General features: G+C 62.1%; 16 protein-coding genes. 9 read left to right on the forward strand and 7 right to left on the reverse strand.

The window, feature by feature from the left end:
- Positions 1–134: 134 nt before the first annotated feature.
- The 5 genes from N1058_RS16205 (at position 135) to rlmN (ending at position 6386) form a co-directional block, all read left to right on the forward strand.
- A complete protein-coding gene (locus N1058_RS16205) occupies positions 135–1097 on the forward strand; it encodes a carbohydrate ABC transporter permease (protein WP_265518705.1) in 963 nt (320 codons plus the stop codon).
- Positions 1094–2230 (forward strand): carbohydrate ABC transporter permease, encoded by a 1137-nt coding sequence (locus N1058_RS16210; protein ID WP_265518646.1) that lies wholly within the window; start codon positions 1094–1096, stop codon positions 2228–2230. Before N1058_RS16205 ends, N1058_RS16210 begins: the two co-directional genes overlap by 4 nt.
- A 34-nt stretch (positions 2231–2264) precedes the next feature.
- Positions 2265–3932, forward strand: coding sequence for a beta-galactosidase BglA (bglA, locus tag N1058_RS16215; protein WP_265518706.1), 1668 nt, complete (start codon positions 2265–2267; stop codon positions 3930–3932).
- Positions 3929–5017, forward strand: a complete 1089-nt coding sequence (locus N1058_RS16220; protein ID WP_265518647.1) for an ABC transporter ATP-binding protein — start codon at positions 3929–3931, stop codon at positions 5015–5017. The genes bglA and N1058_RS16220 overlap by 4 nt, the downstream gene beginning before the upstream one ends.
- Positions 5018–5159: 142 nt before the next feature.
- Positions 5160–6386 (forward strand): dual-specificity RNA methyltransferase RlmN, encoded by a 1227-nt coding sequence (gene rlmN, locus N1058_RS16225; RefSeq protein ID WP_265518648.1) that lies wholly within the window; start codon positions 5160–5162, stop codon positions 6384–6386.
- Positions 6387–6508: 122 nt separating this feature from the next.
- Here rlmN and N1058_RS16230 read toward each other — a convergent pair whose 3' ends face one another.
- Positions 6509–7150 (reverse strand): LysE family translocator, encoded by a 642-nt coding sequence (locus tag N1058_RS16230; protein WP_265518649.1) that lies wholly within the window; start codon positions 7148–7150, stop codon positions 6509–6511.
- Positions 7151–7413: 263 nt separating this feature from the next.
- Between N1058_RS16230 and N1058_RS16235 the strand changes: the two genes are divergently transcribed.
- From N1058_RS16235 to N1058_RS16250, 4 genes are all read left to right on the forward strand, one after another.
- Entirely contained in the window at positions 7414–8541 is a 1128-nt protein-coding gene (locus tag N1058_RS16235; RefSeq protein ID WP_265518650.1) for a TRAP transporter substrate-binding protein, read from the forward strand.
- A gap of 64 nt (positions 8542–8605) precedes the next feature.
- Entirely contained in the window at positions 8606–9226 is a 621-nt protein-coding gene (locus tag N1058_RS16240) for a TRAP transporter small permease subunit (protein ID WP_265518651.1), read from the forward strand.
- Entirely contained in the window at positions 9223–10641 is a 1419-nt protein-coding gene (locus tag N1058_RS16245) for a TRAP transporter large permease (protein WP_265518652.1), read from the forward strand. Before N1058_RS16240 ends, N1058_RS16245 begins: the two co-directional genes overlap by 4 nt.
- Positions 10642–10655: 14 nt before the next feature.
- Positions 10656–10826, forward strand: coding sequence for a hypothetical protein (locus N1058_RS16250; RefSeq protein WP_265518653.1), 171 nt, complete (start codon positions 10656–10658; stop codon positions 10824–10826).
- An 8-nt stretch (positions 10827–10834) separates the two neighbouring features.
- Here the strand turns inward: N1058_RS16250 and nagA are convergent, their stop codons facing one another.
- The 6 genes from nagA to dctP all read right to left on the reverse strand — a co-directional run bounded on the left by nagA (position 10835) and on the right by dctP (position 16843).
- Positions 10835–11992, reverse strand: a complete 1158-nt coding sequence (nagA, locus tag N1058_RS16255) for an N-acetylglucosamine-6-phosphate deacetylase (RefSeq protein WP_420848002.1) — start codon at positions 11990–11992, stop codon at positions 10835–10837.
- Positions 11989–13026 carry an SIS domain-containing protein gene (locus tag N1058_RS16260; RefSeq protein WP_265518655.1) on the reverse strand — a complete coding sequence of 346 codons (1038 nt, stop codon included), beginning with the start codon at positions 13024–13026 and terminating at the stop codon, positions 11989–11991. Before N1058_RS16260 ends, nagA begins: the two co-directional genes overlap by 4 nt.
- Positions 13027–13165: 139 nt before the next feature.
- Positions 13166–14020, reverse strand: coding sequence for a shikimate dehydrogenase family protein (locus N1058_RS16265; RefSeq protein ID WP_265518656.1), 855 nt, complete (start codon positions 14018–14020; stop codon positions 13166–13168).
- 8 nt (positions 14021–14028) lie between these two features.
- The gene (locus N1058_RS16270) at positions 14029–15324 is read right to left on the reverse strand and encodes a TRAP transporter large permease (protein WP_265518657.1); all 1296 of its coding nucleotides are present in this window, start codon (positions 15322–15324) and stop codon (positions 14029–14031) included.
- A complete protein-coding gene (locus N1058_RS16275; RefSeq protein WP_265518658.1) occupies positions 15324–15833 on the reverse strand; it encodes a TRAP transporter small permease in 510 nt (169 codons plus the stop codon). Before N1058_RS16275 ends, N1058_RS16270 begins: the two co-directional genes overlap by 1 nt.
- A 14-nt stretch (positions 15834–15847) precedes the next feature.
- Positions 15848–16843: a TRAP transporter substrate-binding protein DctP gene (dctP, locus tag N1058_RS16280; RefSeq protein WP_265518659.1), complete on the reverse strand. Its 996-nt coding sequence runs from the start codon at positions 16841–16843 to the stop codon at positions 15848–15850.
- Positions 16844–16862 lie beyond the last annotated feature (19 nt).

The raw sequence follows: 16862 nt of genomic DNA on the forward strand, positions 1-16862 counted from the left end.
ATCTGATCACGGCTCTTCTGACGCTCGTCATCATGATTGCCGGCATTGTGATCAGCGTGGCTGCTGCCGTTGCCGCCTTCGCCGCCATCAGCCTCGTGCTACCCGACATCAAGCTGTTGACCGCCACCTTGGTGATGATCCTTGGCGTTGCCGCCTGCTTCGGCTATTTCTGGGGCTCCAACAGGCTGCTCGACACGCTCTATCCTGCCCGAGGCGAGAATGTCGGCGCCAACCTGACCAAGGCAAACGCCATCAGGCCATGGCTTTTCCTGGGTCCCGCGATCGTCATTCTGGGCCTTTATCTGGTTTACCCGGTCGTCAATTCAGTAGTCCTCAGCTTCCACGGGCCGAACGGCGAGAACTGGGTCGGCCTCGCCAATTATCGCTGGCTTGCCGGCGACGCGGCATTTCGCGAGAGCATGCGCAACAACATCCTTTGGCTGTTCGTCGTGCCCGCCGCCGCCACCTTCTTCGGCCTTATCTCGGCCGCGCTCACCGACCGCATTTCCTGGGGCAACGTCGCCAAGAGCCTCATCTTCATGCCGATGGCCATTTCCTTCATCGGCGCCAGCGTCATCTGGAAATTCATCTACGATTATCGCGCCGCCGGCTCAGAACAGATCGGTCTCCTCAACGCCATCGTGACATCCTTCGGCTTCGAGCCGCAGGCATGGATCACGGTCCCCTTCTGGAACAATTTCTTCCTCATGGTCGTGCTGATCTGGATTCAGACCGGCTTTGCCATGGTCATCCTCTCCGCCGCTCTGCGCGGCATTCCCGAGGAGACCATCGAAGCTGCGATAATCGACGGCGCATCGCCCTTCCAGATCTTCTACAAGATCAAGGTGCCGCAGATTTGGGGCACCATCGCCGTTGTATGGACCACCATCACCATCCTCGTGCTCAAGGTTTTCGACATCGTCCTTGCCATGACCAATGGGCAATGGGGCAGTCAGGTGCTGGCCAATTACATGTTCGACTGGATGTTCCGCGGGCTCGACTTCGGCCGGGCCTCGACCATCGCCCTCGTGATCATGGCCATGGTCATCCCCATCATGATCTGGAATATCCGCGAAGCCCGGAAGGACATCAAATGAGCACGGCAGTCGGCAACCGCCCGGCCCTTTCGTGGGCCGTCAACCTCGCTGTCCTGCTATTGGTCGCTATCTGGACTTTGCCAACCTTCGGCATCCTCGTCTCGTCCCTTCGCGACAAGGACCAGCTCGCCGTCAGCGGCTGGTGGACCGCGCTTACATCGTCAGAGCAGAACATCATCGCCCGCGCAGCGCCTCCCGACGAGGCCGTGGAGCAAGGCGGCCAATGGATAATCGCCGGCAATTTGTTCGAAAGCGGCTCAGGGCGGGTCAGCGCCTTCGGCACCTCCTCGCGCGAGCCCAGCGCCTACGAACCGGGTGAAGTCGTCGAGATGCGGGGTGGCGGCACAGCTACCGTCGAGGAAAACGGCGACTACCGGCTTGTCTATTCCGAAAAGCCCGAGGGCCGGCGCGGCGAGCGCCTCTTCATCACGATCCGCGAAGCACCGCGATTCACGACCGAAAACTACGAAAACGTCCTGTTCTCGGAAGGCATCGGCCAGAGCTTCATCAACACGCTGACCGTCACCATACCGGCCACCGTGATCCCCATTCTGATCGCCGCCTATGCGGCCTATGCACTCTCCTGGATGCAGTTTCCGGGCCGGGCGCTGCTGCTGGCCACGATCGTCGGCCTTCTCGTCGTTCCGCTACAGATGTCGCTCATTCCGCTGCTGCGCCTCTACAACGATATCGGTATCGGCAAATCCTTCATCGGCATCTGGATCGCCCACACCGGCTTCGGTCTGCCGCTCGCCGTCTATCTCCTGCGCAACTACATCTCCGGCCTGCCGCGCGAGATCATCGAAAGCGCCAGGGTGGACGGCGCGTCGGATTTCGAGATTTTCCGCAAGATCGTGCTGCCCCTGTCCTTCCCGGCACTAGCGTCCTTCGCCATCTTCCAGTTCCTCTGGGTCTGGAACGACCTGCTGGTCGCCACCGTCTTCCTCGGCAATAACGAAGAGCAGCTCGTGCTGACGGGACGGCTCCGCGAACTGCTTGGCTCGCGCGGCGGCAACTGGGAAATCCTGACCGCCTCGGCCTTCGTCGCCATCGTGGTGCCCATCATCGTCTTCTTCGCACTTCAACGCTATCTCGTCCGGGGCCTGCTTGCCGGCTCCGTCAAAGGGGGCTGACCACTTCATGAACGTCATTGCGAGCGCTCCGTCGATGAACGCGCATATCCAAACCGACAATCCGCCCGACCTGGACTGGTGGCGCGGCGCGGTGATCTATCAGATCTATCCGCGCTCCTTTCAGGACTCGGACGGCGATGGCATCGGCGATCTCCGGGGCATCACCCGCCGGCTGCCCTACGTGGCCTCGCTCGGCGTCGATGCGGTGTGGATATCGCCTTTCTTCAAATCGCCGCAGAAGGATTTCGGGTACGATATTTCCGACTACCGCGACGTCGACCCGATGTTCGGCACCCTGGCCGATTTCGATGCGCTGATTGCCGAGGCACATCGGCTGGGCATCAAGATCATCATCGACCAGGTCTATTCGCATACATCCGACAAGCATCCATGGTTCGCCGAGAGCCGGGCGAACCGCGACAATGCCAAAGCGGACTGGTATGTGTGGGCCGACCCCAAGCCGGACGGCGCGCCGCCGAGCAACTGGCTCTCCGTCTTCGGCGGGTCGTCCTGGCAGTGGGACACGACGCGCCGACAGTATTATCTGCACCATTTCCTGGCCAGCCAGCCGGATCTCAACTTCCACAATCCCGAAGTGCAGGACGCGGTTCTCGATACCGCACGCTTCTGGCTCGACCGCGGCGTCGACGGTTTCCGCCTCGACACCCTCAACTTCTTCTTCCACAGCACCGGACTGGAGGACAACCCGGCCCTGCCGCCCGAAGAGCGCAACGCCGTGAGCACGCCGGCAGTCAATCCCTACAGCTATCAGCGCCACGTCTACGACAAGAACCGGCCGGAGAACCTGGATTTCCTAAAACGGTTCCGCACCCTCCTCAACGAATATCCGGGCGCGGTGGCCGTCGGCGAAGTCGGCGAGAGCCATCGCGGGCTGGAGCTTATCGGCGCCTACACCTCGGGCGGCGACAAGGTGCATATGTGCTATTCCTTCGACTTCCTTGCGCCGGACCCGCTGACCCCGGCCCACATCCGCAAGACGTTGACCGACTTCGATGACAGCGCGCCTGACGGCTGGTCGTGCTGGAGCTTTTCCAATCACGATGTGGTGCGCCACGCCTCGCGCTGGGCCGACCGGACCGAAGATCGCGACGCCTATCTGCGCATGGCCGCCGCTCTGCTCCTGACGCTCAAGGGCTCCGCCTGCCTTTACCAAGGCGAAGAGCTGGGGCTGACCGAGGCCATCCTCGATTTCGACGATTTGCAGGATCCCTACGGCATTCAGTTCTGGCCCGAGTTCAAGGGCCGCGACGGCTGCCGCACGCCGATGGTGTGGGAAAGCGGCAGCCCCAATGGCGGCTTCAGCGGCGGCCGGCCCTGGCTTCCCGTGCCGGCGGAGCACCTGCATCTTGCCGTATCGGAACAGGAGCATGGCGAGAGCCTGCTGCAGCACTACCGGATGCTGATCGCGCTGCGCAGCAGGAACATTGAGCTGACCAAGGGAACGCTGCGCTTCATCGGCGACAGCGACGCCGTGCTGGCGTTCGAGCGCCGCTTCGGCGACCGCACCATTGTGGTTGCCATCAACATGTCGGGCATCACGGCCCAGGTAGATCTGCCGGATAACGGCCTCAGGGCCATAGCCGGTTTCGACGACAAGGCACGGCTGGAGGATGGGCGGTTGACGCTCGAGCCGTATGGATACTGGCTGGCCAGACAGCGCCAGGGGAGTGAGATCGCATGACGAGCGTATTGTTGAAGAATATCAAGAAGAGCTACGGCGTAACCGAAGTGATCCACGGCATCGATCTCGAGATCGAGCCGGGGGAGTTCGTCGTGTTCGTGGGCCCGTCGGGCTGCGGAAAGTCCACGCTGCTGCGCATGATCGCCGGGCTGGAATCCATTACCGGCGGCGATATGTATATCGACGACCAGCGCGTCAACGACATCCCGCCCTCCCAGCGTGGCATCGCCATGGTCTTCCAGTCCTACGCGCTCTACCCGCATATGAGCGTCTACGACAACATGGCCTTCGGCATGAAGATCGCCAAGGCTCCCAAGGCCGAGATCGAAAGGCGGGTGAAGGCGGCCGCCGAGATCCTGCAGCTCGAGCCCTATCTGGACCGCTTGCCCAAGGCGCTTTCCGGCGGCCAGCGGCAGCGCGTCGCCATCGGCCGCGCCATCGTGCGCGATCCCAAGGTCTTCCTCTTCGACGAACCGCTGTCGAACCTCGATGCGGCACTTCGCGTGGCCACCCGTATCGAGATCGCCAAGCTCAAGGAATCCATGCCCGATTCCACCATGGTCTATGTGACTCACGACCAGGTGGAGGCAATGACGCTGGCCGACCGCATCGTGGTCCTGTCCGCTGGCCGTATCGAGCAGGTCGGTGCGCCCATCGAGCTCTATGAGCGCCCAGCCAATCTCTTCGTGGCCCAGTTCATCGGCTCGCCCGCGATGAACATCCAGCCGGCGAAGATCGAAAAGGCCGGCGAGAAGACCACCGTCAAGCTTGGCAATGGAATGGCCGAGTTGCCGATACCTTCCGAAGCCGGCTCCGAAGGCCGGACCGTGCAGTTCGGCGTGCGGCCCGAAGATTTGAGCATCGCCACCAACGGCAGCGGTCTGTTCAATGGCCGGGTCGATATCGTGGAATCTCTCGGCGAGGTGACGAACGTCTATCTCGACGTGGAGAACGCGCCCGAACCGGTCATCCTGAAACTGCAGGGCGTGCAGAAGCTCGGTCGCGGGGAGACCATCTCGCTCGCCGCCGATCCCGCCAAGATGCACCTTTTCAACGAGCAGGGCCGCTCGCTGCTTCATCTCTAGCGTAAGACATATCCGCCGGTGCCGCGCCCAATCTGCGGGCCGGGGCGTGACGCCTGGGTAAACTCGTGCTATGTGCGCGGCAACTGACGGCACCGATGGCGACGAATGTTCCCGCCGCCGCATTGATCCATTGCGTGACACCATGGCCCTGACACTTGATATGACCACGCCGCAAGCGCGTGACCAGCTGCGCCCCGCCGGGCTTGCGGAGAAGAAATCGCTGATCGGCTTGACCCGCGACGAGATGGGCGCGGCGCTGGCTGAAATCGGCGTGCCGGAGCGCCAGGTCCGCATGCGCGTGCGCCAGCTCTGGCACTGGCTCTATGTGCGCGGCGTCTCCGAATTCTCGCAGATGTTCAACATCTCCAAGGAGCTGCGCGCAGCCCTCGACAGCCATTTCACCATTACCCGTCCCGAGATAGTCGAAGAGCAGATCTCCCAGGACGGCACCCGCAAATGGCTGCTGCGCTTTCCCCCGCGCGGCGCCGGCCGGCCGGTCGACGTCGAAACCGTCTACATTCCCGAGGAAGGGCGCGGCACACTGTGCATCTCCAGCCAGGTCGGCTGCACGCTCACCTGCACCTTCTGCCATACCGGCACCCAGAAGATGGTGCGCAATCTGAAGGCGGGCGAAATCCTCGACCAGCTTCTCATCGCCCGCGACCGGCTCGGCGATTTCCCCGACCACGACACGCCCGATGGCGCGATCGTGCCCGCCGAGGGGCGCAAGGTCACGAACATCGTCATGATGGGCATGGGCGAGCCGCTCTACAATTTCGAGAATGTAAAGCAGGCGCTGCTCGTCGCCTCTGACGGCGACGGTCTGTCGCTATCGAAGCGCCGCATAACGCTGTCGACCTCGGGCGTCGTGCCGGAGATATACCGCACTGGCGAAGAGATCGGCGTGATGCTCGCCATCTCGCTGCATGCCGTCCGCGACGAGCTGCGCAACGAGCTGGTGCCGATCAACAAGAAGTACCCGCTCGAAAAGCTTTTGCAGGCCTGCCGCGACTATCCGGGCCTGTCCAATGCCCGCCGCATCACCTTCGAATATGTGATGCTGAAGGGCGTCAACGATTCCATGGATGACGCCCGCGAACTGGTGAACCTCCTGCGCGGCATCCCGGCCAAGATCAACCTGATCCCTTTCAATCCATGGCCCGGCAGCAACTACGAATGTTCCGACTGGGACCAGATCGAGAAATTCGCCGACTACGTCAACCGCGCCGGCTACGCCTCCCCTATCCGCACCCCACGCGGCCGCGACATCTTCGCCGCCTGCGGTCAGCTCAAATCGGCCTCGGAGCGCATGAAGAAATCGGATCGGCTCGCGCTTGAAGCGATGATGATCGCCGGGCACGGAGAGTAGGCGCCCTGCCCCAAGCCGTCATCCGAAGGGCTTCCGGGATGACGATGGCGGATACTTCACCCTCGCCGGAACGCATCAACAAACGTCGACAGAGCTGATAGCGCAGGCGCCAGCACCCGCCCCTACCGCGCCTGCGCCGTCAATATCTTCAACGCGAAGGCCGAAAACACCCCGGCGAACAGGTAGTCCACCACCCGCGTCACCTTTGGGCTTTTCCTGAGCAGCTTCGAGAACCCGTCAGCAGCCAGCACCATGGGCGCGGTTACGGGAAGCGACAGCGGAATGAAAAGCAGCCCCAGGAAAAAAAGTTGCCCCGGCGCATCGGGATCGCCCGGCGAGACGAACTGCGGCAGGAAGGTCATGAAGAAAAGGATGATCTTCGGATTCAACAGGTTGATGCCAAGGCCCGTCGCCCAGTTCCTGAACAACGAATTCCCCGCTCCGGCCTTCTTCTCCGGGGCAAAGGCCGAGCCGTGCCGGATCGCCTGGTAGGCGAGCCAGACCAGATAACCCGCGCCGAAAATCTTCAGCACCCAGAAGGCCTCCGGCGAGGCCACGATCAGCGCCGAAAGCCCGAGCGCGACCAGGCTCGTATGTACGAGAATGCCGGTCATCGCGCCGAACATGCAGGCGAAACCCGCCACCTTCCCGTGACTCAACGCCCGGCCCACGAACAGGGTCATGTCCGGTCCGGGCGTGAGCGCTATGATGAAGGTAGCGACGGCGAACTGAAATATGACCGCGCTGGTCGGCACAAAATCCATCTGAATCACCTGGAGATTGTTCTGTCGCGGCGATGCTACAGCATTGGCCTGGAAATCGAAATCAATTTGAAACGCAATGGCAGAGCCGACGCACGGCCGCCTCCGCCGAATGGCGGAGGTCAGGCGAATTTATACGACTTTCGTATTAGTGGGTCTTTTCCGGGCTTCCGCTTCCGCCTCGTGTTCTTGCATGATTGGATCAGTGGGGTAATCTCTGCTTGCTCAATAACAAGAACAATGGGCACCAACGGGAGGAAATCAACATGACAGACAAGGCACTTTCACGCCGAAAATTCCTCGGCAAGGCAACCACGGCTGCCGGCGCCGCCGCGGCCGGAACGTTGGCTGCGCCGGCCGTCCTGGCGCAGTCTCCGATAACCTTGAAGATGCAATCGTCCTGGCCATCATCGGATGTGTTCCAGGACATGGCGAAGGAATATGTCGAGCGCGTCGAAGCCATGTCGGGCGGGCGGCTGAAGATCGACCTGCTGCCGGCGGGCGCGGTGGTGGGCGCCTTCCAGGTGCAGGACGCCTGCCATGACGGCATCCTCGATGCCGCGCACACCGTTCCGGTCTACTGGTACGGCAAGAACAAGGCCGCATCGCTGTTCGGCACGGGTCCGGTCTTCGGCGCCGACGCCACGCAGATGATCGCCTGGATGTACCACGGCGGCGGCAACGAGTTCTACCGCGAGCTGACCCAGGATGTCCTCGGCCTCAACATCGTCGGCTTCTTCGCCTTCGGCATGCCGGCCCAGCCCTTCGGCTGGTTCAAGAACCCGATAGAGAGCGCTGACCAGGTACAGGGTCTCAAATACCGCACGGTGGGTCTGGCCGCCGACCTGTTCCAGGCCATGGGCGCCAGCGTGGCGCAGCTTCCCGGCGGCGAAATCGTGCCGGCGATGGAGCGCGGCGTTATCGACGCCTTCGAGTTCAACAATCCGACCTCGGACATGCGCTTCGGTGCGCAGGACGTCGCCAAGAACTACATGCTCTCCTCCTACCATCAGGCGAGCGAGTCTTTCGAGTTCATCTTCAATCGCGACCGCTACGAAAGCCTCGATCCGGATCTTCAGGCTATCCTGAAATATGCGGTGGAGGCGGTGCACCTGTCCAACACGGCACTGGCCATGGATCAGTATTCCTCCGACCTGCAGAAGCTTCAGGAAGAGTCCGGCGTCAATGTCCAGCGCACACCGGAAGAGGTCCTCAAGGTTCAGCTCGACGCCTGGGATGAGATCCTGCCCGGTCTCATGGAGGACGAGTTCTTCGCCAAGGTGGTCGACAGCCAGAAGGCCTGGTGCGAGCGCGTTGTCTTCTACACCCTTATGAACGCGCCGGACTACAAACTGGCTTACCAGCATTATTTCCCAGGCAAGATCGAATTCTGATCGATCGAAACGATCTGCGGGGCGCACGAGCGCCCCGCTTTTCTCCGGGAACCAGAGAAACGAGATGCACAGATATATCCACTTCGCCGACACCGTCTCCGCATGGTTCGGCAAGGCGTTTGCATGGTGCGTCGTGCTCATGACCCTGGCGGTCAGCTACGAGGTCGTCGTGCGCTATGCATTCCGGGCGCCCACCGTCTGGGCGTTCGACCTTACCTATATCATGTACGGGACGTTGTTCATGATGGCGGGCGCCTACACACTTTCGCGCGACGGCCATGTGCGCGGCGACTTCATCTACAGGCTCTGGTCCCCCAGGACCCAGGCCAAGGTTGAACTGGTTCTGTATTTCATCTTCTTCTTTCCCGGCGTCCTCGCGCTCGTCTTCTCCGGCTGGCGCTATGCAGGCCGCTCATGGCGCTATCTCGAAGTGTCGACCATGAGTCCGGCCAATGTGCCGATCTACCAGTTCAAATCGGTGATCATCGCTGCCGGCATTTTGTTGGTCATCCAGGGCATCGCCCAGGTCTTCCGCTGCGTCATCACCATCCGCACCGGCCAATGGCCCCCCCACGCCGAGGATGTCGAGGAGCTTGAAACCATCTTGCAGAAGCAGGGCGCCGAGGCACTGCGTCACGGCAGCGAATCTATCGACATTGTCGATCGAAGGGAGCCACGGGAATGACCGACCCGCAAGTCGCCGTGGCGATGCTCGGCATTTTCATCTTCATCATTCTTCTGGGTTTCCCGATCGCCTTTACACTCATGGCCATGGGCATCGGCTTCGGCTATTACGCCTATTACGATTCCGGCCGCATGTGGATGCCCTATACGCGAGCGTTGGAGCAGGATGCGGGCACGTTCACCCTGATTCAGAACTATGCCGGCGGCTTCCTCAACAACCGCGTCTTCGACCTCTTCGTCAACCAGACCTACTCGGTGATGGCCAATGACGTTTTGACCGCAGTGCCGCTATTCCTGTTCATGGGCTATGTGGTCGAGCGCGCCAATATCGTCGACCGGCTCTTCCAGACGTTGAGCGTCACGACGCGCCGGCTGCCCGGCTCCATGGCGGTGGCAGCGCTCATCACCTGCGCACTCTTCGCAACGGCGACCGGCATCGTAGGCGCCGTTGTCACGCTGATGGGCCTGCTTGCCTTTCCGGCCATGCTCAAAGCCCGGTACGACACGCGCTTCGCCTCCGGTGTCATTTGCGCGGGCGGCACGCTCGGCATTCTCATTCCGCCCTCGATCATGCTTATCGTCTATGCGGCGACATCCGGCGTTTCGATCGTGAGGCTTTATGCGGGCGCTTTGCTGCCGGGTTTCCTGCTGGCTGGCATGTATCTGATCTACATCGTTGTCCGCGCCATGATCCAGCCGGGCCTGGCGCCCAAGGCGGAGAAGCTTGGCGAGGATATCGGCATCTATCAGGTCATATGGATGCTTTTGACGTCCTTTTTCCCGCTGGCAATCCTCATCACCGCAGTTCTGGGGGCGATCCTTTTCGGGTTTGCGACACCGTCCGAGGCCGCCGCGATCGGCGCGCTCGGCGGCCTGCTTCTGGCTATGGCCTACGGCGCGCTGACATGGCAGCGGCTCCAGGAATCGGTCTACCTGACAGTCAAGACCACTGCCATGGTTTGCTGGCTCTTCGTCGGCTCCTGGGTTTTCGCTTCGGTCTTTTCCTATCTGGGCGGCGAGCAGCTCGTCCGCGAATTCGTGGAAGGCCTCAGCCTGACGCCGCTCCAGTTCCTGCTGCTGGCGCAGCTCATCATCTTCCTGCTCGGCTGGCCGCTGGAATGGTCGGAGATCATCATCATCTTTGTCCCGATCTTCCTGCCATTGCTGCCGATCTTCGACATCGACCCGCTGTTCTTCGGCATCCTGATCGCGCTCAACCTACAGACATCGTTCCTGACGCCGCCCATGGCCATGTCGGCCTACTACCTAAAGGGCATAGCGCCCCCCGGCGTGCAGCTCACCCAGATATTCTCCGGCTCCCTGCCCTATGTGGCCATGGTCTTCATCACGATGATCCTGCTCTACAATGTGCCTGCGATTATCTATTGGCTGCCCCAACTGTTCTACGGGCGTTGAGGAGGCGCGAGGCAATGCTACTGGACCGCGTGATCGCAGCTGCCGCGCTGGCGACGTTGACCGGTTATCTCGGGATATTCGTCTTGTCGGTACCGAGGACACCGCTTTTCATTGTGGTCGGCTTCGTGCTGGTTCTGGCCTTCTACGATTTCTGGAACCAGCTCTTCCGAAACGGCAAGCGGTAGCGCCAAGCTCAGGCTTCGCCACCGAGCCAGCTTTGCTTGACGCGGATCTGATCGTCGAGCCACACGATATCGGCGCGCGATCCCGGCTTCAGATAGCCATACTCGCGGCCGATGCCGAGATAATCGGCCGGATAGGCGCTCGCCATCCTGAGCGATTCTTCCAGTGGCAGTTCGAGCATCTCGACGCCGAAGCGCACAGCTGAAGCCATGTCGAGATCGGACCCCGCTAGCGTTCCGTCTTCAAGCACGAGCCTGGAACACACCTCACCGGCCTCTCGATGCACGGCCCGCCCGTTGATCTCGAAGCTCTCGGCCTTGCTGCCCACCAGCGCCATGGCGTCGGTGACGTGGAAAAGCCGGCCGGGACCACGCATGGCCCGCAGCGCGATTCTGAGGGCGATGGGATCAACGTGATGCCCGTCGGCGATGATCCCGCCCCAGGCCGGGCCGTGGTCGAGCGCAGCCCCCACCAGACCCGGCGCACGGTGGGACAGGCCGCTCATGGCGTTGAACAGATGGGTGACGCCGCGCGCGCCGGCTTCGAACAGGGCGATTGCGGTCTCGCTGGTGCAATCCGTATGACCAAGGCTGACGATGACGCCCGCCTCCGTAAGCCGCCTGATCCTGGAAGGCGATGCCTGCTCGCAGGCGAGCGTCATATGCAGGACCGGCATCTTGTCGGCCGCAGCGCAGATCTCCTCCACATCGTCATCTTCAAGAGGCCGCATCAGTTCAGGCAGATGCGCTCCCCGGCGCGCCGGAGCCAGATGGGGGCCTTCCAGATGCAGGCCGATGATGCCCGGCTCGGACCTTGCCGCCTCGCAGGCGGCGGCAATCGCCTGGGCTGTCACCTCCCGCGTATCGGTTATCAGCGTCGGCAGCAGCGCCGTGGTGCCGCAGGTCCGATGCGCGCGGGCGATTGCCCCCATCGTCTCCGCCGTCGGATCGTTGTTGAGCATACGGCCGCCGCCGCCATTGACCTGGACGTCGATGAAGCCGGGTGCAAGCAAACCTCCGTCGAGTCGTTGCACCTCCGAGCGGTCCGCGACATCCGCCTCAGGCACGACGGCCTTGACCCGCCCCTCTTCGACGAGAAGCGCTTGACCCGCAAGCGAGCGCTCACCATCGAAGATGCGCGCTCCAGTCAGAACCAAGCTCGTCATCAAAGCGTCTCCGTTACCTTGCTCAGCTTGTCCGGCGTGTCAGGATCGAACCCGCGCTCCCGCGCCACGCGCTCGATCAGCCGGTAATAGGCGACCAGCGCGGGGAGAGGATCGAGGTGGCCGCTACCCGTCGAATGCACGGCTATGGTCTCGGCAACCGCTTGGCGCGAGGATATAGCAAAGACGTGCGCGCCCAGCCCCGCCAGCCTGTCCAGCGCTTGGCTGCTGGATTCCAGCGCCTCATCTTCCGGCACGAAGGCCAAGACCGGAAAGCCCTCGTCGATCAATTGCATGGGACCGTGCATGAGCTCCGCCAGCGAGAAGGCCTCGGCGTGCAGCTTGGCGGTTTCCTTGGCCTTCAACGCCGCCTCCAGCGCAATGGCGAAACCGGGCCCGCGCCCCGTCGTATAAACCGACCGGGCTTGCACGAACGCCGCCAAGGCCCGCTCGTAATCGGCCGAACAGGCTTCGTCGAGAGCGGTGGGCAGACGCTGCAGGCCGGCAGCCAACGCGTCGCTGCCGGTGGCCGACTGCGTGAGAGCGGCGAGCGCGGCCGCAGAAGCGATGAAGCTCTTGGTGGCCGCCACGCTGCACTCCTTGCCGGCGTGGATGGGTATCACGATATCGGCGGTGCGGGCGAGCGGGCTGTCGGCGACGTTGACGATGGCGACGGTTGTGGCCCCGCCGCTCTTGGCCGCCTCCTGGACCGCGATGATATCGGGGCTCGCCCCCGATTGCGACACCGTCAGGTGCAGCGCGCCGGGCAAATGAAGCCGCGCATGGTAGACCGAGGCCACCGAGGGGCCGATGGAGGCGACCGGGATGCCGGCGTTGATCTCGAACAGATACTTGAAAAAGCTCACCGCATGATCCGACGAGCCGCGCGCGGCGACCGTCACGACGGGCGGCCGTCTGGCCGAGACGACACGTCCCAGCTCGGCAAAGGTCTTCGCCTCGCTCGACAGAAGGCGCTCCACGGCGGCGGCGGCCTCTGTCGTCTCCGCATGCATCAAAGACCCATTGTCGCTTTCCGTCATGCCAATCTCCCGCTACGCTCCGGATGCGACCAATCTAATACCAAATATGAGTATAGCGGCTTTGACGATTGTTTCCATGTCCGCCGACGATAATTTTTACGTGCTGGTGAAGCGGCCCGAGAGGAGACAGCCCTGGCGCTCAGCCTTCGAGCAGCAGGCGCCGGCGCAGCGTATCGAGTTCGCTCACCCGCGTTCCGGTGAATATCTCGAATGCATCGACGCCCTGGTAAAAAAACAGCTCATAGCCGCTGATGAAATCGAGACCCGCGGCCTCGGCCTGTTGCTTGAAGAGCGTTTCCACGGGCGTGTAGACCGCATCGAACGCCCAGGACTGGCCGGCGAAATCGGTTTCCCCGACCGGAGAGCCCGGATAGCCCGTCATACCAAGCGGCGTGCAGTTCACAACGCCGTCGGCGCCCGTCATCGCGACCGCGACGTCGGTTTTTGCAACGGCGCTTGCCGCGCCGGCCGCGCCCAGCGCCACTGCCAGCGCCTCGGCCTTTGGCAGATCGCGGTCGATCACGCGGATTTCCTCCGCCCCGAGCGCAGCGAGGGCAAATGCGACGGCTTTCCCCACGCCGCCGCCGCCGATCAGCGCGACGATACCCGGTTTCCGCTCTCCGAAGGCCGCTCGAAAGGCCGAGATGAAGCCCGAATAGTCGGTGTTGAACCCGCGCGCGCCGTCCACTGTCAGCTTGACGGCATTGACGGCGCCGATGCGCGCGATCATCGGATTCTCGACCTCGACCAGCTTCATGACGCGCTCCTTGTAGGGCAGCGTCACGTTGAAACCGGCCAGACCGTCCGCCAGACAGCGGGCGAAGGTCTCCTCGAATGTCAGGCCGAGATCGGACGGAATATAGAGATCGTAGCTGACCTCCAGCCCCGCCAGAGCGCCGCAGATGCGGTGTAACACCGGCGAGCGCGAGGCGCGGATATTGTCGCCGATAAGGCCCAGCCTCACCTGACCCGGCCTGGCTTCACGGGCAGTCATGGGCATGTTCATCCCTGGTAGCCAAAGATGCGGGGTAACCACAGCACCATGTCCGGCGAGAAGATGAGGATCAGCAGCGCCCCTACCAGCACGACGAAGAACGGCAGTACGTTGCGAATGATCTCACCGAGCGGAATGCCCGTCACTGCGTTTATGACGAAAAGCAGAATGCCGTATGGCGGCGTGATCAGGCCGATCATCATATTGACCACCGCCACCACCCCGAAATGGATGAGATCGATGCCGAGAAGCCGGCAGGTGGGAATGAAAAGCGGCACGATAACCAGGATGATCGTGGTTGCGTCGAGAAAGCAGCCAAGCAGCAGAAACAGGACATTGATGGAAAGCAGAAAGAGCACGGGGTCCATCTCCAGCCCCACCAGCGCCCCCGCCATCTGACCCGGAATATTCTCGTTGGCCACGATATAGTTGAAGATCAGCGCACCGCCGATCACCAGGCCAACGGCCGCTGATGAGCGCGCGCTCTCCGCCAGCACGGCATAGAGCGAGCGCCAGGTTAGCGAGCGATAGAACAGGCTCGCCAGGATGAGTGCGTAGAAGGCGGCGACGGCCGCGGCTTCCGTCGGCGTGGTGATGCCGCCATAGATGCCGTAGAGCAGAATGACGGGCATCAGGAGCGCCGGAAAGGCTCGAACCGTTAGTTGCGGCAACTCGGAAAGCGGCACGACTTCATCGGTCTCGAAGCCCCGGCGATAGGCAATGATCACATTCATGGCCATCAGCACCACGCCCATGACGAGCCCTGGAATGATGCCGGCCAGGAAAAGGAAACCGATGGAGGTATCGGAAACCAGCGCATAGAGCACCATCGGGATCGATGGCGGGATGATCGGCCCGATGGTCGCCGAAGCGGCTGTGATCGCGGCGGCATAGCCACGCGTGTAGTGGCCGGATTTCACCATCATCTCGATGATGATCTTGCCGATCCCGGCGGCATCTGCCACGGCCGAGCCGGACATGCCGGAAAAGATGAGCGATGCGACGACATTCACATGGCCAAGCCCGCCCTTGAAGCGGCCGACCAGTGCCACGCAGAATTTCAGCAGGCGCTCGGAAATCGTACCGGCATTCATGATGTTCGCGGCCACGATGAAGAGCGGCACGGCCAGGAGTACGAAGCTGTCGTAAAGACCCTGGATGATCTGCTCGCCAGCCAGCGCCAGATCCTGCCCGCCGACGGCCAGGTAGGCGGTCGCCGCAAGGATCAGCGCATAAGCGACAGGCATTCCGATGCCAGCCAGAAGAAAAAGCACGAGCAGACATGCGGCAAGCGCCAGGCTCATTATTCAGCCTCCTGGCCGGGCGACGGATCGCCGCTGCTCAAATCCTCGACGCCGCGCCATATGCGGACGATACGCAATGCATAGGCCGCGATCACGGCCACCGCGAAAACCGCATAGATCGAGAAGACATAGTCCAGCCGGATGTGCAGGATGGCGCTCTTCTTGATCTTGTAGAAGGTGATGTAATCGAGCGTGTCCGGCAGGGCCGCGGCAAAGCCGACGATGATGGCCAGCGCCGAAATGATGACGAAAAGTTTTCGCATCCGCTTGCTGACCGACAGATAGATCACGTCGAACTTGACGTGATCGCGGTCGTCCAGAATGAACGCGCTCCCCCAGAACACCAGCCACAGCCACAGTGTCAGACTGAGCTCGACCGTCCAGCCGAGCGGGCTGCGAAACAGGTAGCGTGCGGTGATCTGAAGGATGAATATGAGAAACATGGCGGCGAGCATGCCCACCGCCACATTCTCAGCTCGCGCCCGGAAAAACCGGATAACGGAAGCCATCGGTCAGCCGGTTATCAAAGCGCGTTGATCTTGTCGATCATGCCTTCCGGCCAATCCTTGGCGAAATCCGACTCCAGATAGGCCTTCTGCACATGCGTGCGGAATGCTTCCAGATCCGGCTCATAAACCTCCAGACCCTGTTCGCGCATGAAAGCGACAAGCTCGTCCTCAAGCTCGAGCTGGCGCTGGCGTCCAAGGTCCGCCGCCGCGTCGGCACCCTTTTGCACCGCTTCCTGCTGCTCCGGCGTCAGGCTGTCCCAAAGCTCCTTCGAGAAAGCGATGTAATTCAGATCGACGAGATGGCTCGTCAGAACGATCTGGCTCGTCACCTCATAGAATTTGGAGTCCTTGACGGTCGGCAACGGGTTGTCCTGGCCGTCGATGGCGCCCGTCTGCAACGCCGTATAGACCTCGGTAAAGGCCAGCGGCACCGGGTCCGCGCCGAGCGCCGAACCGAGGAACTGCCAGGCGTCGGTTCCCGGCATACGAAGCTGGACGCCCGCCAAGTCGGCCGGCGTATTGATCTTCTTCTCCGGCTTCAGATTGACGTGGCGGCGACCCAGATAGACGACCGAGAGCAGCTTCACGCCGAGCTCGTCTTCGACCTTCTTCTTCATCGGCTCCATGAAGTCGGCGTTGAAAACCTTCACCTGATGCTCGGCATCGCGGTGCAGATAGCCCGCGGTGAAGATCGAGAACTCGGGGAAGATGGTCGCCAGCTCCTGCGCCGAGGTGATCGACATTTCCAGATTGCCGCGCGCGATAGCTTCGAGCTCCGTGCCCTGCTTGAACATCGTCGCATTGTAGTTCGGTTGATACTCGGCGAATTCGGCTACCGCCGGTCCGAACGCCTCTTCGAGCGCCACGGAGCGCTGGTCGGTGGCCGTCGCCGGCGTCGACATGCGGATGACGACCTTGTCCTGCGCCATCGCGGCGCCGGCGAGCATAGAGCCCGCCACCGAAAAGGCAGCCGTCGCCAAGAGAGCGCGACGCGTGATGGAATGTTTCATTGGTTTCCTCCCGGGAATG

The sequence above is a fragment of the Nitratireductor luteus genome (genome assembly GCF_026162365.1).
Taxonomy (GTDB): domain Bacteria; phylum Pseudomonadota; class Alphaproteobacteria; order Rhizobiales; family Rhizobiaceae; genus Chelativorans; species Chelativorans luteus.

Coding starts and splice junctions, on each gene's coding strand:
- N1058_RS16205 (WP_265518705.1), top strand. CDS start 135: ATGATCCTTGGCGTTGCCGCCTGCTTCGGCTATTTCTGGGGCTCCAAC.
- N1058_RS16210 (WP_265518646.1), top strand. CDS start 1,094: ATGAGCACGGCAGTCGGCAACCGCCCGGCCCTTTCGTGGGCCGTCAAC.
- bglA (WP_265518706.1), top strand. CDS start 2,265: ATGAACGCGCATATCCAAACCGACAATCCGCCCGACCTGGACTGGTGG.
- N1058_RS16220 (WP_265518647.1), top strand. CDS start 3,929: ATGACGAGCGTATTGTTGAAGAATATCAAGAAGAGCTACGGCGTAACC.
- rlmN (WP_265518648.1), top strand. CDS start 5,160: ATGGCCCTGACACTTGATATGACCACGCCGCAAGCGCGTGACCAGCTG.
- N1058_RS16230 (WP_265518649.1), bottom strand. CDS start 7,150: ATGGATTTTGTGCCGACCAGCGCGGTCATATTTCAGTTCGCCGTCGCT.
- N1058_RS16235 (WP_265518650.1), top strand. CDS start 7,414: ATGACAGACAAGGCACTTTCACGCCGAAAATTCCTCGGCAAGGCAACC.
- N1058_RS16240 (WP_265518651.1), top strand. CDS start 8,606: ATGCACAGATATATCCACTTCGCCGACACCGTCTCCGCATGGTTCGGC.
- N1058_RS16245 (WP_265518652.1), top strand. CDS start 9,223: ATGACCGACCCGCAAGTCGCCGTGGCGATGCTCGGCATTTTCATCTTC.
- N1058_RS16250 (WP_265518653.1), top strand. CDS start 10,656: ATGCTACTGGACCGCGTGATCGCAGCTGCCGCGCTGGCGACGTTGACC.
- N1058_RS16260 (WP_265518655.1), bottom strand. CDS start 13,026: ATGACGGAAAGCGACAATGGGTCTTTGATGCATGCGGAGACGACAGAG.
- N1058_RS16265 (WP_265518656.1), bottom strand. CDS start 14,020: ATGACTGCCCGTGAAGCCAGGCCGGGTCAGGTGAGGCTGGGCCTTATC.
- N1058_RS16270 (WP_265518657.1), bottom strand. CDS start 15,324: ATGAGCCTGGCGCTTGCCGCATGTCTGCTCGTGCTTTTTCTTCTGGCT.
- N1058_RS16275 (WP_265518658.1), bottom strand. CDS start 15,833: ATGGCTTCCGTTATCCGGTTTTTCCGGGCGCGAGCTGAGAATGTGGCG.
- dctP (WP_265518659.1), bottom strand. CDS start 16,843: ATGAAACATTCCATCACGCGTCGCGCTCTCTTGGCGACGGCTGCCTTT.